We start from the raw sequence: 15,101 nt of genomic DNA on the forward strand, positions 1-15,101 counted from the left end.
GTTAAATGGCGGGGGAGCTGATTGAGCTACCCCATTAAAAGCCACTGTCAGAAGCGGAAGCTCAGGCCGGTGACAAAACGGGTTTCCTGTCTGGACTCACCCGCCGCCCTGGCGTAATCCGCTGTTTTACTGAATTTGCTGGACCATTCCACGCCGACATAAGGAACGAACTGGCGGGTGATCTCATATTTGACACGCAAACCTGCAGTGCCGTCCGTCAGTCCGTTGCCGACTCCCCAGCGTTCATCGTCTTTGCCATGGAAATTCAATTCCACGCTTGGCTGGAGGTAGAGCTTCTGGGTAAGCCGTATGTCGTATTCCGCTTCCAGTGCCAAGGCCGTACGTCCGCTGGGGCCAACATAGGCGGTTGCATCCACTTCAAACCAGTACGGCGCCAATCCCTTGAAGCCAAATGCCAGCCACTCCCGGTTCGGCGCGCCGTTAGCATGGTCGAATCGAAAGCCAAGCTCCGTATCCCAGAATGTTGAAACCGCATGACGCCATAGCAGTTGCGTCTCGGACTCCTGTAGCTTACCGCCAGCCACGTCACCTTCTGCCTTGATCACAGCGCGGTTATAGGTGCTGCCATACCAGGCCTCGCCCTCATATGCCGCCCATTCCTCGCCTCGCGCCTTGACGTACTCCAACCGGTCGAAGTAAACGGAACCGAAGTTGTGCATATCCGACATGATGAGTGCATCTGATGGGGGTAGCGCATATTGACCCGCATTGCGCACATAGCCATCGGAGTAGACATCGGGGTCGCGGGCATCTGCCGGAGCCGAACCGCCTTGCATCTGCATATCGCCGTGATCCATTTCGCCACTGCCGTGATCCATACCCGACATATCCATGGCCCCATGATCCATACCTGACATGTCCATGGCCCCATGATTCATGCCAGAGGCCTCCACCGGTACGCTGGACTCCGGCGCGGCAGGCATGTGGTCTGCATGTCCTGCATGTCCTGCATGTTGGGTTTGCCCATAGGCAAACACGGGCAACACAGCTCCTGTAGCCATCGCTGCGGCAAGGAGTTTCTTTTTCAAGGGATTGTTCATGATCCGGATGCCTGAGCTGTTAAGTGTTGTTCTCATGCCACCACCACTTCACGAAACATTCCTGCGTCCATATGTAGCATCAGGTGGCAGTGCCATGCCCATCGCCCCAGAGCATCAGCCGTCACGAGGAAGCTGATGCGTTGAGCAGGTTGCACAGGAATTGTGTGGCGTCGTGCCAGAAATTGTCCGTCAGGCGATTCAAGTTCACTCCACATGCCGTGCAAATGCATGGGGTGCGTCATCATGGTGTCGTTGTGCAATATGACCCTGACCCGCTCGCCGTAATGAAAGCGCACCGGCGTCGATTTACCATACTCCACACCGTCGAACGACCAGGTATAGCGCTCCATATTTCCAGTCAGATGGAGCTCGATCTCACGCTCTGCACCGCGCGGATCCATCGGTCCACCGACGGTGCGCAAGTCGGCGAGCGTGAGCACGCGCCGCCCGTTATTGCGCAAACCAATACCAGGGTCGTCCAGGTTGGTACGCGGCATATCGACTCGCATATCAATACTGGCCCCGTATTCGGTCCTGGCGTGGCGTACTTCGGTACTGGCACCAGCCGCTGCCATTGCGCCATGATCCATGCCGGCGTGATTCATGCCCTGCATGCTGCCGTGATCCATTCCTGACATATCACCGTGGCTCATGCCGGCCATGGCGCCATGGTCCATGCCGGCGCCATGACTCATACCCGCCATGCCACTACCCATGGCACCCATCATGTCTCCCATGGTGAGCCATTCGACTGGGTCAAGCGCAGGAACTGGCGCCTCGAGACCGGCATGCGTGGCCAGCGTACCGCGCGCGTAACCTGTGCGATCCATGGCTTGGGCATAGATGGTGTAAGCGTCATCCTTTGGTTGCACCAGAACGTCGTAAGTTTCCCCGGGGCCAAACCGGAACTCATCTACGGTTACTGGCTCAACATTTACGCCATCGGCCTGAACAACGGTTAGCTCAAGACCCGGTATGCGGACATCGTAAAAGGTATTGGCGGCACCGTTGATGAAGCGCAAGCGGATGCGCTCACCGGGCCGAAACAGCCCCGTCCAGTTGCCTGCGGGAGTAGTGCCGTTCATTAAATAGGTGAGTACGTCCGCTGACAAGTCGGCCAGGTCCGTGGGGCTCATCCGCATTTCATTCCACATCTTGCGCTTATCAATGGCTGCTTTCAGTCCAATGCGTGAGGCGTCCTGAAAGAAATCCACTGCGGTAGGCTGGTTGTAGTTGTAGTAATCACCCTGCATTTTGAGCTTCGCCAGTACGCGCATCGGGTCTTCATCAGTCCAGTCAGACAACTGCACTACATAATCGCGGTCTGCACGAATAGGGTCGTCTTGAGCGGGATCGATAATGATCGCGCCGTAGACCCCGGTCGCCTCCTGCATTCCAGAATGCGAGTGGTACCAGTACGTACCGCTTTGCTGCACTTTGAACTGGTAGGTGAAGGTTTCGCCAGGCTGGATCCCCCGAAAGCTGATGCCTGGTACGCCATCCATTTCAAATGGCAGGATGATGCCGTGCCAATGAATAGATGTGGCTTCCTTCAGCCGGTTCGTCACTCGAATGGTGATGGTATCGCCTTCACGCCAGCGTAATGTTGGGGCTGGCAGTGAGCCGTTAATAGTCGTGGCTATGCGGGGGTTGCCCGTAAAGTTGACAGCGGACTCACCTATCTCTAGATCGAACTGGGTACCGCTCAGAATATTTGCCGTACCCGTTTTCGTGCCCGCAGCTGATAGCAAGCCTGTAGCGCGCGCCAATGGAGACAGACTCATCAATACACCACCGGCTGCCAGGCCTTGAACAAAACGGCGGCGAGACAAACCTGGGTTAAGAATGGGGAGTTCAGTTAAGTGTTTCACGCAATGAGAATCCTTTATCAGGTAGTTCGATGACTCAATGAGATACGCTGGGACTGGACCATCGGCAGCGGTTACTTGACTCTAGTCAAATCGAGCTGTCACGCGAGTGACGCCTGCATTACTTTTTTGTAATCCAAGCGTCAGGAGTACACGTCGCACTCAGAGAGGAATGGCGCTGTCGAGAGAGCTAATGAATTTTTTAGCCGATTGGAACCCAACTACCTGAAAGTCGATTTCTAAGCCTTCCTGATCAAAAAAGATGATGCCCGGCGGCCCAAAAAGCCCAAAACGTCGAAGCAAGGCTTTATCATCTAAATTATTGGCGGTCACATCAGCTTTCAGTAGCACCACATCCTTGAGACGTGTTTTGACCCGCTCATCGGCGAAAGTAAATCGCTCCATTTCATGGCAGGAGACACACCAGTCTGCCCAGAAATCGAGCATGACGTAACGCCCCTCAGCGCTTTTGATTTGCGAGTCAAGCTCAGCGAGACTGGCCACTTTTTCAAATTGCAGCTCGTTTGAGGCACTCGCCTCGGAGGGGTATTTGCTTCCAAAGCCATCCAGCGGTTGCAGGACGTCACGACCACCTGAGAGAACACCAATTAACAAGGCCAGGCCGTAAACCAAGGCTATGACGCCAAACCCCTTACCGAAGCGCCTAAAACCAGAGGCGTTGTCAGGAAGGGGGTCCAGTGCTTTTAAATACATTGCGGAGACAATGAGCAGAGCAGCCCATAGTCCCATGTGAATCACCGAAGGTATGATCGGGGAGATCATATAAATAGCAACGGCGAGCAGAGTTACGCCAAAAAAACGCTGGACTGATGACATCCATGGGCCGGCTTTTGGCAGCAACGTTCCAGCTGTAGTACCAAAGACCAACAAGGGGACCCCCATGCCTATGGCCATGGAGAAAAGCGCCACCCCGCCCAGAGCCACATCGCCTGTCTGGCCTATATACAACAAGGCACCAGCCAGCGGGGCAGCGACGCAGGGGCCCACAATGATCGCTGATAATGCTCCCATCAGGCCCACGCTGATCGTCTTGCCGCCTCTTGTACGGTTCGCCAACCCGAAGAGCTTGCCCTGAATGAAAGATGGCATCTGGAGTTGGTAAAAGCCGAACATGGACAAAGCAAGAAGTACAAAAATACCTGCAAAACTACCCAGCACCCATGGATTCTGCAGGTACGCCGTCAGCATCGTTCCGGCCAGACCAGCAGCGACCCCGGCCAGAGCGTACGTCAATGCCATCGCCAGAACATAAACCAGCGACAAACCAAAGGCATGCCTACGACTTAACGCAGGGCTGTGCCCTCCTATCAGCCCTGAAAGTATCGGAATCATCGGAAGCATGCAGGGTGTAAACGCTAGAATTAAGCCAAACCCGAAAAACGCAGCGATCAATGCCCAGGTGTTACCTTGACTGAACAGCTCACGGACAAGCGAGCTTTCTGATGTCCCAAGGCTTGTGGATTTTGTCGTACTGTTACTCCTGCCGGTTTCAAGATGTGCTTGAGTTGGCACATCGAGTGAAACGGACAAGGATTTTTGCTCGGGCGGATAGCACACGCCTACCGGATCGTTGCATCCCTGGTAGGCGATATCCAGGGTCAGCATATCGGAACTCGACCCAGGAGGAATGTCGAGCGTGATGGGCACCTGTGTGGCACCAAAGTAAACCGGCACACGACCAAAAAGAGGGTCATCTATCAGCTCGCTCGGTGGAAGCTCGACATGATCAATGACAGCATCGGCAGACTGAACATTGAACGCCAACTTCTCACGATACAGATAGTAGCCGTCTGCTGCGACTAATGTGGCTATCAACGAGTCAGGACTGCTTGCAGTCAAAGATACCTTAAAGGCCTCGTCTGGTGGCAGCAGCGCAGGGGCAGCCTCAGCGCCGCCAAGCCAGCCTTGAATCGAACCAAAAAAGCCGCTGTTACCTGAAATAGGAGATGACGATGTAGTGTCAGAAAAGGTAAACGGGGAGTTGCGTTCTTGCGCTGAACTGATGCTGGGTATGGACACCAGCATCAGTGCCATGAGTGATAAAATAATGCGTGTAAGTTTCACTTCACAAACTCGACAATAAAAACCTGATAGCGTGACGAGCGGCGTTAAGTCAGCTCTGGAGTTGAGTTGGCACGTTACCCATCAAAATGTTTTATCATCGTTAACGCTTCGCTGTTCATCCTTAATAGGATCAAAAGAAAATGTAACGTCATCCTTGTTATGTTTGTCCGCATGGCACGATTGCATGCTTTTCATCATGAAAATCATCATCAACGGACAAAGCAGCAAGAATAGAAAAGGACTCATTCCTAAAAGCCATCCGCGGGCGCTAGGAAAAACCAAATAAGCACCAGCAACAAGCGCTGCTAGCCAAATACCGGTCTTCAACATCGTTTTAATATCGCATTTCATATTTTCTCTCCTGACAGGGATTCTGGCATGGCGTGGCAGTATCAACATTACCCTGTAACGCCTGTCAGGAAAATTGCCCTTCTATTACAACTTTGTAATCTAGGGCGGCCTTCTGTTACCTCGCTGCGCTCCGGTTAGATGAAAAAACGGTAATCAACAAGTCATCCCCAGACAGAAGTTGCCAACTATAGTGTGCAAAGATATTTCAGTTTATCGAGGTTACCCAAAAAAGGGGCGTCGAACATGGGCATTTCGGTCGCAACGCGTTTGTACTTACCTTGAGGTTATGGCCGGTTACTCCCCAGAAACTGGACACATAGGGCGGTACTCAAACTCTGATATCCGTTTGATGTGTGAAAAATTGTATGGGCACAATGTGGGCACAGAATGGGCACACGGCCAAATTGGCCTGTTTTCAGCGGCTGAGGGCAGATGTCATTCCAGCAAGAGGTGAGAATCATGGATAAAAGCAAGCGAAGGTACAGAAAGACGAAGCAGCAGGCCTGAAATAGGTCGCTAGGCTTAGGTAAGATAATGAATTTACTGGAAAAATGGCGCACCCGACAGGATTCGAACCTGTGACCCCTGCCTTCGGAGGGCAGTACTCTATCCAGCTGAGCTACGGGTGCTGAGAGGTAAAACAAACACACTTTGACATCTAGCCTAATCCGGTCACAGGCTGATGAGTTCTGCCTTCGGAGGGCGGTACTCTATCCAGCTGAGCTACGGGTGCATGAGCGGCGCAATGATACGCATTGAAGGGCGCTTAGTCCATGCCCTGTAGCCGAGTAGTTGAGGTGTCGCTGATGTCGCAGGTTACAGATCCTGTTTTGTTGACGCCGGGTTTATCGGTATACTCGCCCACATTGTCCGGGCAATGCATCTGGACACGACCTGTTTGCCATGATGAGGATGTTAAAGCTGATGACTGTGAAAAAACTTCTGGCTGCCACGGCTGCCATGCTTGTTGTGGTTGCCGGCAGCGCCTTTGCGTCGCCTGTGAATGATGCCATTGCCGAGCGTATCAAGCCGGTGGGTTCCGTCTGCATGGCTGGCGATCCCTGTGCCTCCGAGTCCGGTGTAGCTGCAGCGGCCGTTGCCTCTGGCCCGCGTTCGGGTGAAGCGGTGTATAACCAGTTCTGTACCGCTTGCCACAGTATCGGCGTTCTGGGCGCGCCGAAGACCGGTGATGATGCGGCATGGCAGGAACGTCTGGCCGCTGCCGGCAGCATTGAGGCGCTGACTACCTCGGCCATCAACGGTGTTCGTGCGATGCCGGCCCGTGGTACCTGTGCCGATTGCTCCGACGAGGAAATCCTCGCTTCAATCAAGCACATGTCTGGTCTGTAAGCTCGGCGTTGCCTGAAAAAGCCACCTGCGGGTGGCTTTTTGCTGTCTGTCAGTCCGGCTTGTTACCGAGCAGGTTGCGGATGCCCGAGAGTGCACTGTTGCCGCGCGCCTGCTTTTGCTCGGGTGGCGTGTCTTCGGTGCCTTCCCATTCCAGGTCGTCTGAAGGCAGTTCATCAAGGAAGCGGCTGGGCAGGCAGTCAATGACCTCGCCGAACTGGCGGCGTTTGGCGGCGAAGGTAAAGGTCAGGGTCCGTTGCGCGCGGGTAATGCCGACGTAGGCCAGCCGTCGTTCTTCCTCGACGCTGTCGGCTTCGATACTGGAGCGGTGCGGGAGAATTTCCTCCTCCATGCCGACGATAAAGACATAGGGGTATTCCAGGCCCTTGGAGGCATGCAGGGTCATCAGCTGCACCCGGTCGCTGTCCTCCTCTTCTTCCTGGCGTTCAAGCATGTCGCGCAGCACCAGTCGGGCGATGGCATCTTCGATGTTGGTCTGACCGCTTTCATCCTTGTCGATGGTACTTTTCAGGGCTTCCACCAGAAACCAGACGTTGCCCATGCGCTTGGCGGCAATATCATCGCTGGAGCAGTTCTGCCGCAGCCAGTTTTCATAGTCCAGATCGTTGACCATTTTGCGGATGGCCTCGATGGGATCACCTTCACTGCAGGCCTTGCGGATGCCGTCAAGCCAACTGGTAAAGCGTTGCAGGCGCTCGCAGTAGCGTGGCTCCAGTTGCTCGCCCAGACCCATCTCACCGCAGGCGTTATACAGGCTGGTTTGCCGAGCGGTGGCATAGGTGCCAAGCTTTTCCAGGGTCGCCGGGCCGATTTCCCGGCGCGGCACATTGATCACCCGCAGCAGGGCGTTGTCGTCATCCGGATTGACCAGCAAGCGGAAGTAGGCCATCACGTCCTTGACCTCTTGGCGGCTGAAGAAGCTGGTGCCGCCGGACAGGTGATAGGGGATCTGATGGTGTTGCAGCTTGAGTTCCAGCAGGCGTGACTGGTGATTACCGCGATAGAGGATGGCAAAGTCCTTCCAGGCCCGTTGTTGCATCAGATGCTGGGTCTGGATCTCGGTGGCGACGCGTTCGCATTCGGTTTCTTCGTTGCGGCAGCGGATCACCCGTATCGGTTCGCCATAACCCAGTTCGCTCCATAGCTGTTTCTCGAATACGTGCGGGTTGTTGGCAATCAGCGTATTGGCGGCCTTGAGGATGCGGCTGGTGGAGCGGTAGTTCTGTTCCAACATGACCACCTTGAGCGCCGGGAAGTCCTCCTTGAGTTGCACCAGGTTTTCCGGCCGTGCGCCGCGCCAGGCGTAGATTGACTGGTCATCGTCACCGACCACGGTAAAGCGTGCGGCGCTGCCGACCAGCATCTTGACCAGCAGGTATTGGCTGGCATTGGTGTCCTGGTATTCATCCACCAGCATGTAGCGAATGCGGAACTGCCATTTCTCCAACACATCCGGGTGATCCTGAAACAGCCGCACTGGGACTAGAATCAGGTCATCAAAGTCCACCGCGTTATAGGCTTTGAGGGTGCGGTTGTAATGCATGTAGACGCTGGCGGCAGTTTGTTCCTGCGGGCTTTTGGCTTGTGCCAGCGCCTGCTCGGGCAGGATCAGGTCGTTCTTCCAGTTGGAGATCTGGGTCTGGATACCGGCGCTGTCTTCATCGGCGCCGTAGTCGCGGAACATCAGGTCGGTGATCAGTGCCTGGGCGTCCTGCTGGTCGAAGATCGAGAAACCGGGTTTGTAGCCCAGGCGCTTGTGCTCCTTGCGGATGATGTTCAGGCCCAGGTTATGGAAGGTGGACACGGTCAGCCCGCGGGCTTCGTTGCCACGGATCAGTTGGCTTACGCGTTCTTTCATCTCGCGCGCGGCTTTATTGGTAAAGGTTACCGCCACAATGTTCTGGGCCTTGATGCCGCATTCCTTCACCAGGTAGGCGATTTTGCGCGTAATCACGCTGGTTTTGCCGCTTCCAGCGCCGGCCAGCACCAGCAGTGGACCACTGATGTAATTGACGGCCTCCTGCTGACGGGGGTTAAGCCTTGCCACGGGGTTTGTCTCTCCTGAATAAGCTGGGCTGGAACGGGTAATGATAAAAAAAGCCGTAATGGCTCATAGCTAGTCTTGGTTATTTCAGGTTTTTTAGATATAACCTACATTACAAATATGATCTATATGCTTAATTTATATAGATCCTTGGGGGGAATTCTTTGACACTTCAGCGTCAGAAGCTGCGCATTGTCCTGCTGGACACGGATCAGGGTGCCTCGCTCCAGCTGGGGCGTCGTCTGATGTCGGTCAGGTCCAACCCCTATGAGTTAGTGCGTCTGGACAACTGGGCACAGGCTGCGGCCATGCTGGCCGAGGGTGAAGTCAAGGCGGTGCTGGCGCGCAGTGAGTTCCTCGGACAAAACACCGACATAGCCGTCCCTATGATCCATCTGGCCAACGAGCCGGAATTTGATCGTATCCCCGAGCAGGCAACCGACAGTATATGGGACCAGGCCAGCGCCAGCGAGCTGATCCGCTGTCTGAATTATGCCATTGAGCGCTTTACCCTGGTCAATGCCCTTGATCGCGCCTCCAGCTATGATCCGCTCACAGGCGTCTGCACCCGCTTCATGATCCACGACCGCCTCAAGCTGGGGATGCGTCGGGCGCTGCGCAATAACGAACCGTTGGCGGTGTTCTTTATCGATCTGGACAACTTCCGCCACGTCAACGACACCCTGGGTCAGACGGCGGGCGACCTGATCATTCAGGAAGTGGTCGTCAGATTGCGCCGGGTGCTGCGTAATACCGACACGGTCGGACGCATGGGCAGTGACGAGTTTGCGGTGATTGTCGAAGAGTACTCCAAGCCCAGCAACCTGCTGCAGATAGCCCAGAAGCTGACCAGTGAAATGGCCGAGCCCTTCAACGTCAATAACGAGAGCTTGCTGCTGGGTTGCAGTATCGGCATCGCCACCTACCCCGAGGCGGGCCAGACCGTCGACAGCCTGATGCTGCACGCCAATATGGCGATGTTGCAGGCGAAAAATCAGCGTGGCTGCAACTTCCACTTCTACGATGATCGCATCAACCTGCAGGCCAATAACCTGATCGAGTTTGAGGCGTCTCTGCGTCAGGCACTGCGCCGCAATCAGCTGGAACTGCATTACCAGCCGCGGGTGGATCTGAGCACCGGTAATATCGTCGGCCTTGAGGGGCTGATTCGCTGGCGCCACCCGGAACGTGGCCTGTTGGGCCCCAACGAGTTTATACCGTTGGCCGAGGAAACCGGGCTGATCATTCCCATGGGCTATTGGGTGGCCGCCCGTGCCTGCCATGATCTGGCGCAATTGCAGCGCCGCCGCATGCCGCCCATTCATATTGCCGTCAACGTGTCATTCCGGCAGTTTCAGGACAGCCAGTTGCTGCCGACCATCACCCGGCTGCTGGACAAGACCAGCATCGATCCGCGTTGGTTGGAATTCGAGCTGACTGAGACAGCGGTCATGCAGAACGCCGATCAGGTGTTGCTGACCATGCAGGGCATGACCGGGTTGGGTGTGCGCTTTTCCCTCGATGACTTTGGTACCGGCTTTTCCTCCTTCATGCATTTGCAGCGCCTGCCGATTGATCTGCTGAAAATCGACCGCAGCTTCGTCAAGGGGATTTCCGAGTCTGCCTCTGACCGCCAACTGGTAGCCGCCATGATTGATCTGGGCCACAGCCTGGGGCTGGAGGTGGTGGCTGAAGGCGTGGAAGATCGGCGCCAGCTTGAAGCCTTGCGGCAGATGGGCTGCGATCAGGTGCAGGGCTTTTTCATCAGCCCGGCCATGCCCTTTGAAGAGCTGTGTTACTTCATTGACGCCTACAGCATGGGCCGTAACGCCGAGCCCGCTGTGGCGACCAAACTGAAGTAGCCTTTGCACCTCGACTGAGCAAGTGCGGGCAATCCGCTGCGTTCATCAGTGTTTGCGATCCAGTTGGCGGTACTGCAGGGCCTCGGCCAGATGCGCCCGCCCAATCCGCTCTGCCCCCTCCAGATCGGCCAGTGTGCGCGCGACCTTGAGCGCTCTATGACTGGCTCGCCGTGACAGACCAAGTCGCTCGATGGCGACTTCCATCCAGCTGGCATCGGCCTGTTCAAGTACGCAGACATCGCGCATGGCGGTCAGACCCAGATGCGCATTCAGGCAGCCCTGGCGCGCCCACTGGCGTTGCCGGGCAGCACTGACCTGATCAGCGGCCTCGGCGCTATCCGGTTTACTGCGGCCTGTGTCGGCCAGACTGAAGCGTTCGTTGTGCATGCCCAGGTGCAGGTCGATACGGTCCAGCAGCGGTCCGGACAATTTGCTGCGGTAGCGCTGAATCTGCTCGGTGGAACAGCGGCAGCGCCCGGAGGGGTCGCCCTGATAACCGCAGGGGCAGGGATTCATCGCCGCGATCAGTTGAAAACGGGCGGGAAAGCTCAGTTGCTCCCTGGCCCGGGCAATATGAATGACCCCCGACTCCATGGGTTCGCGCAGCATTTCCAGTACCTTGCGATCAAACTCCGGCAATTCATCCAGGAAGAGCACGCCCTGATGGGCCTGGCTGATCTCCCCCGGACGAGGCTGACTACCGCCGCCGACCAGTGCCGCCGCGGAAGCACCATGATGGGGCGCGCGAAACGGTCGCAGCGGCCAGCCTTGCAACGGACCATGGCCGCATACCGATTGTACGGCGGCGACTTCCAGTGCTTCGGCTTCGGTCATGGGTGGCAAAATACCCGGTAATCGGCTGGCAAGCAGGGTTTTTCCGGTCCCCGGTGGACCAAACAACAAGAGGTTATGGGCGCCGCTGGCGGCGACGATCAAGGCGCGTTTGGCCTGGGCCTGACCCTGAACATCGGCCAGATCTGGCTGCTCCTGCAGGTCATGACTGCGCGGCGCGCTGATAAAGGGCTCAATCGACTGATCGCCGCGCAGGTGTTCGCAGAGCGCCAGCAGGTGGTCGGCGGCGATAATCTCTATGCCCTTGACCATGGCGGCCTCGGCGGCATTGGCGCTGGGCAGCAACAGGCTGCGGCCAGCCTCGCGGCAGGCCAGGGCAGCAGGTAGTGCGCCCTGTACCGGGCGCAACTCGCCGGAGAGCGCCAGTTCGCCCAGGCATTCACAGTTGTTCAGGCAATCGGCTGGCAACTGTCCACTGGCGACCAGCAGACCCAGGGCAATGGCCAGATCAAAGCGTCCGCCTTCCTTGGGCAGGTCGGCCGGTGCCAGGTTGATGGTGATGCGCTTGAGGCTGGGAAACTCCAGCTGGGCGTTCTGCAGGGCGCTGCGCACGCGGTCCTTGCTCTCGCGTACGGCGGTTTCCGGCAGGCCGACCAGGGTCAGGCTGGGCATGCCGTTGGCCAGGTGGACTTCAACGGTCACATTGGGGGCTTGAATGCCCAGTTTGGCGCGGCTGTGGACTATGGCCAGGGACATGATCACTCCTTGATCAGTCCGCCTGGTTAACTCAGGCGGAAGGGGTTTGGGCGCGCTGCTCCAGTTCGTTGACGCGCTTTTCCAGCGCCTCCAGGCGCTCACGGGTACGTTGCAGAACCACCTGCTGGGTGTCGAACTCATCCCGGCTGACTACATCCAGTTTGGCCAGGGCGCTTTGCAGCAAGGCCTTGAGATGTTTTTCGACATCTGGGGTAGGCAGGCCCTTTTCGCTCATCAACAGACGCGTGGCCTGGCTGCTTACCGCATCAATCAAGACTTTGTGCAACATGCTGGTTGACCTGGTCAGTGGGGCGACGTTGCCAACGGTCGCTGGCAATCTGTCCGGCAGTTTATCACCCGCTGCCGGATTCGTACCAATCGACACTGACCGAAATCGTGCGCGATAGCAGCACCGATACGAAGCACTACGCACTATATTGGTGCGCTGCTAATTCAAGAGAATCCCTGTTGTCCCCGGGCTATTATTCCAATTCATTGATTATAAACAAAAAAATAAAACTGGCAGGCTTTCTGCAAAGGATAATCCAGCTGAATCGGATGGGATAACCCTTATCGGGCATTTCATCTCAGGCCAGCATGACTTTGCAAAAAGCCATCCAGGAGCATAAGAAGATGAAGCAGTTGACTATGGCTGACCCAGCCGTTGAGCCCTCGGTGCTTTCAGGCCGGTCGGACGTCTGCGACAACATCTGTGCATTGTCCGTTTCTAAAAGCCTCTAACTCGGCATAGACTTGTCCTGTCCCCCAGGGCAGTCCATCAATCGGGAGTAACAACATGAAATTAGTAACGGCTGTTATCAAGCCTTTCAAACTGGACGATGTGCGTGAAGCACTGTCCGAGATCGGCGTTCAGGGTATTACCGTCACTGAGGTCAAAGGTTTTGGCCGTCAGAAGGGTCATACCGAACTGTACCGTGGTGCTGAGTATGTGGTCGATTTTCTGCCTAAGGTGAAGATCGATGTTGCCATTGGCGACGACATGCTTGATCGCGTAATCGAAGCTATTTCCAAGGCCGCCAACACCGGCAAGATCGGTGACGGCAAGATCTTCGTGGTCAACCTGGAACAGGCTGTCCGTATCCGTACCGGCGAGACAGGCACAGACGCAGTCTGACCAGTCAGTTCGTTCACTGAATGCAGTAACTAAGCCTATATGGGGGGCTTATTATGGAAGACATCGTCCAAATCAAGTACGCGCTTGATACGTTCTACTTTCTGATCTGCGGTGCATTGGTCATGTGGATGGCAGCAGGTTTTGCCATGCTCGAGGCTGGTCTGGTCCGCGCCAAGAACACCACTGAAATCCTGACCAAGAACATCACGCTGTATGCAGTTGCCAGTGTCATGTATCTGGTGGTCGGCTACTACATCATGTACTCCGGTGAGGAAGGCGGTATTCTGCCAAGCCTGGGTCTGCTGATTGGTTCCGAAAACACTGTTGAAGACGTACTGGCCGGCGGTGACGACGCGCCTTACTACTCCAGCCGTGCTGACTTCTTCTTCCAGGTGGTCTTCGTTGCCACTGCCATGTCCATCGTGTCCGGTGCCGTGGCTGAGCGTATGAAGTTGTTCGCCTTCCTCGCCTTCGCGGTGATCATGACTGGCTTCATCTACCCGATCCAGGGCTACTGGAGCTGGGGCGGTGGATTCCTGTCGCAGGCTGGCTTCAGCGACTTCGCCGGTTCCGGTATTGTCCACCTGGCGGGCGCTTCTGCTGCTCTGGCTGGTGTGCTGGTACTGGGTGCCCGTAAAGGCAAGTACGGTGCCAATGGTCAGATCAACGCTATCCCTGGCGCCAACCTGCCGCTGGCTACCCTGGGTACCTTCATCCTGTGGTTGGGCTGGTTCGGCTTCAACGGTGGTTCGCAGCTGATCGTGTCCAACATCGAAGATGCCAATGCGGTTGCCCAGGTGTTCGTCAACACCAACGCCTCCGCTGCCGGTGGTCTGATTGCGGCGCTGGTTACTGCCCGCATTCTGTTCGGCAAGGCTGACCTGACCATGGCTCTGAACGGTGCCCTCGCTGGTCTGGTTGCCATCACTGCTGATCCGCTGTCACCTGGTGGATTCCAGGCTACTCTGATCGGTGCAGTGGGTGGTGTGATTGTGGTGTTCTCGATCCTGGGCTTCGACAAGCTGAAGATCGACGATCCGGTCGGTGCCATCTCAGTACACGGTGTAGTCGGTATCTGGGGTGTGCTGGCGGTTCTGCTGACCAACAGCGATGCCACCATCGGCGGTCAGCTGCTGGGTATCGTGACCATCTTCCTCTGGGTGTTCATCACCAGCCTGATTCTCTGGACCATCCTCAAGGCGGTCATGGGTATCCGGGTTACCGAAGAAGAAGAGTATGGTGGTGTGGATCTGTCCGAGTGTGGCATGGAAGCCTATCCGGAGTTCACCAGCAGCAAGAAGTAAGCTGGTTGAGCAACACGGCACGACAAAACAGGGCGCCTTCGGGCGCCCTGTTTCGTTATCTGGTTCAGGCTGGGTGTGCTGCAGGTGAAAAAATACTTTGCCAAGATACTAGCCAAATCCCCCTGTTACGCTATATATAGCCTGTTTCCTGTAGGAGGGGCATGCATGAGCGACGACGATATTGAAGACGACGAGCTGGACAGTGTCGATGACGGCAGTGATGCCGATGATTTGCCGGATGAGGTAGAAAACGACGACGAGCCGGCGAGCAAGCCGCGCAAGAAGTCGGCGGCGGCCGAGAGCGATCCGCTGGAAGGCCTGTCGGTCGAGGCCAAGGCCCGTGAGCGGGAGATGCTTGAGCAGCAGATTGCCGAGTTTCTGGCCAAGGGCGGCAAGGTCGTTGCCGTGGACGACAACGTCGTCGGTGATCCGCCAAAGAAGCCTGACAGCAAATACGGCAGCCGGCCCATCTGAG

The 15,101-nt window shown here is 56.3% G+C and carries 12 protein-coding genes and 1 tRNA gene; 5 read left to right on the forward strand and 8 right to left on the reverse strand.

What is annotated here, in order from left to right; all coding sequences use genetic code 11:
* Positions 1-47: 47 nt before the first annotated feature.
* The 5 genes from AC27HQ_RS06535 to AC27HQ_RS06555 all read right to left on the reverse strand — a co-directional run bounded on the left by AC27HQ_RS06535 (position 48) and on the right by AC27HQ_RS06555 (position 5,994).
* Positions 48-944 (reverse strand): copper resistance protein B, encoded by an 897-nt coding sequence (locus AC27HQ_RS06535; RefSeq protein WP_487155345.1) that lies wholly within the window; start codon positions 942-944, stop codon positions 48-50.
* A gap of 149 nt (positions 945-1,093) precedes the next feature.
* Positions 1,094-2,932: a copper resistance system multicopper oxidase gene (locus AC27HQ_RS06540; RefSeq protein ID WP_339649571.1), complete on the reverse strand. Its 1,839-nt coding sequence runs from the start codon at positions 2,930-2,932 to the stop codon at positions 1,094-1,096.
* 159 nt (positions 2,933-3,091) lie between these two features.
* Entirely contained in the window at positions 3,092-5,014 is a 1,923-nt protein-coding gene (gene dsbD / locus AC27HQ_RS06545; RefSeq protein ID WP_487155346.1) for a protein-disulfide reductase DsbD, read from the reverse strand.
* A gap of 81 nt (positions 5,015-5,095) precedes the next feature.
* Positions 5,096-5,365, reverse strand: coding sequence for a DUF2933 domain-containing protein (locus tag AC27HQ_RS06550; protein WP_235833916.1), 270 nt, complete (start codon positions 5,363-5,365; stop codon positions 5,096-5,098).
* Positions 5,366-5,917: 552 nt separating this feature from the next.
* Positions 5,918-5,994, reverse strand: a tRNA-Arg gene (locus AC27HQ_RS06555).
* Between the two features lie 292 nt (positions 5,995-6,286).
* Between AC27HQ_RS06555 and AC27HQ_RS06560 the strand changes: the two genes are divergently transcribed.
* Complete coding sequence (locus AC27HQ_RS06560; RefSeq protein ID WP_487155514.1) at positions 6,287-6,715, forward strand: c-type cytochrome; 429 nt, start codon at positions 6,287-6,289, stop codon at positions 6,713-6,715.
* A 49-nt stretch (positions 6,716-6,764) separates the two neighbouring features.
* Here the strand turns inward: AC27HQ_RS06560 and rep are convergent, their stop codons facing one another.
* Complete coding sequence (gene rep, locus AC27HQ_RS06565; RefSeq protein ID WP_487155347.1) at positions 6,765-8,780, reverse strand: DNA helicase Rep; 2,016 nt, start codon at positions 8,778-8,780, stop codon at positions 6,765-6,767.
* Positions 8,781-8,941: 161 nt separating this feature from the next.
* On the opposite strand from rep, the gene AC27HQ_RS06570 reads away from it, so the two are divergent.
* Positions 8,942-10,639, forward strand: coding sequence for a putative bifunctional diguanylate cyclase/phosphodiesterase (locus tag AC27HQ_RS06570; protein ID WP_487155348.1), 1,698 nt, complete (start codon positions 8,942-8,944; stop codon positions 10,637-10,639).
* 45 nt (positions 10,640-10,684) lie between these two features.
* Here AC27HQ_RS06570 and AC27HQ_RS06575 read toward each other — a convergent pair whose 3' ends face one another.
* Positions 10,685-12,187 (reverse strand): YifB family Mg chelatase-like AAA ATPase, encoded by a 1,503-nt coding sequence (locus AC27HQ_RS06575; RefSeq protein ID WP_487155349.1) that lies wholly within the window; start codon positions 12,185-12,187, stop codon positions 10,685-10,687.
* Between the two features lie 31 nt (positions 12,188-12,218).
* Positions 12,219-12,476, reverse strand: a complete 258-nt coding sequence (locus AC27HQ_RS06580; protein ID WP_487155350.1) for an accessory factor UbiK family protein — start codon at positions 12,474-12,476, stop codon at positions 12,219-12,221.
* A 507-nt stretch (positions 12,477-12,983) separates the two neighbouring features.
* Between AC27HQ_RS06580 and glnK the strand changes: the two genes are divergently transcribed.
* The 3 genes from glnK (at position 12,984) to AC27HQ_RS06595 (ending at position 15,100) form a co-directional block, all read left to right on the forward strand.
* Positions 12,984-13,322, forward strand: a complete 339-nt coding sequence (glnK, locus tag AC27HQ_RS06585; RefSeq protein WP_487155351.1) for a P-II family nitrogen regulator — start codon at positions 12,984-12,986, stop codon at positions 13,320-13,322.
* A 53-nt stretch (positions 13,323-13,375) separates the two neighbouring features.
* Positions 13,376-14,626: an ammonium transporter gene (locus AC27HQ_RS06590; RefSeq protein WP_487155352.1), complete on the forward strand. Its 1,251-nt coding sequence runs from the start codon at positions 13,376-13,378 to the stop codon at positions 14,624-14,626.
* A gap of 165 nt (positions 14,627-14,791) precedes the next feature.
* Positions 14,792-15,100 carry a transcriptional regulator SutA gene (locus AC27HQ_RS06595; RefSeq protein ID WP_487155353.1) on the forward strand — a complete coding sequence of 103 codons (309 nt, stop codon included), beginning with the start codon at positions 14,792-14,794 and terminating at the stop codon, positions 15,098-15,100.
* Position 15,101 lies beyond the last annotated feature (1 nt).

This window comes from Halopseudomonas sp. 4NH20-0008 (assembly GCF_057548395.1).

Excerpts from the sequence above, each read along its gene's own strand:
- AC27HQ_RS06535 (WP_487155345.1), bottom strand. The coding sequence starts at position 944 with ATGCCTGCCGCGCCGGAGTCCAGCGTACCGGTGGAGGCCTCTGGCATG.
- AC27HQ_RS06550 (WP_235833916.1), bottom strand. The coding sequence starts at position 5,365 with ATGAAATGCGATATTAAAACGATGTTGAAGACCGGTATTTGGCTAGCA.
- AC27HQ_RS06575 (WP_487155349.1), bottom strand. The coding sequence starts at position 12,187 with ATGTCCCTGGCCATAGTCCACAGCCGCGCCAAACTGGGCATTCAAGCC.
- AC27HQ_RS06580 (WP_487155350.1), bottom strand. The coding sequence starts at position 12,476 with ATGTTGCACAAAGTCTTGATTGATGCGGTAAGCAGCCAGGCCACGCGT.
- glnK (WP_487155351.1), top strand. The coding sequence starts at position 12,984 with ATGAAATTAGTAACGGCTGTTATCAAGCCTTTCAAACTGGACGATGTG.
- AC27HQ_RS06590 (WP_487155352.1), top strand. The coding sequence starts at position 13,376 with ATGGAAGACATCGTCCAAATCAAGTACGCGCTTGATACGTTCTACTTT.
- AC27HQ_RS06595 (WP_487155353.1), top strand. The coding sequence starts at position 14,792 with ATGAGCGACGACGATATTGAAGACGACGAGCTGGACAGTGTCGATGAC.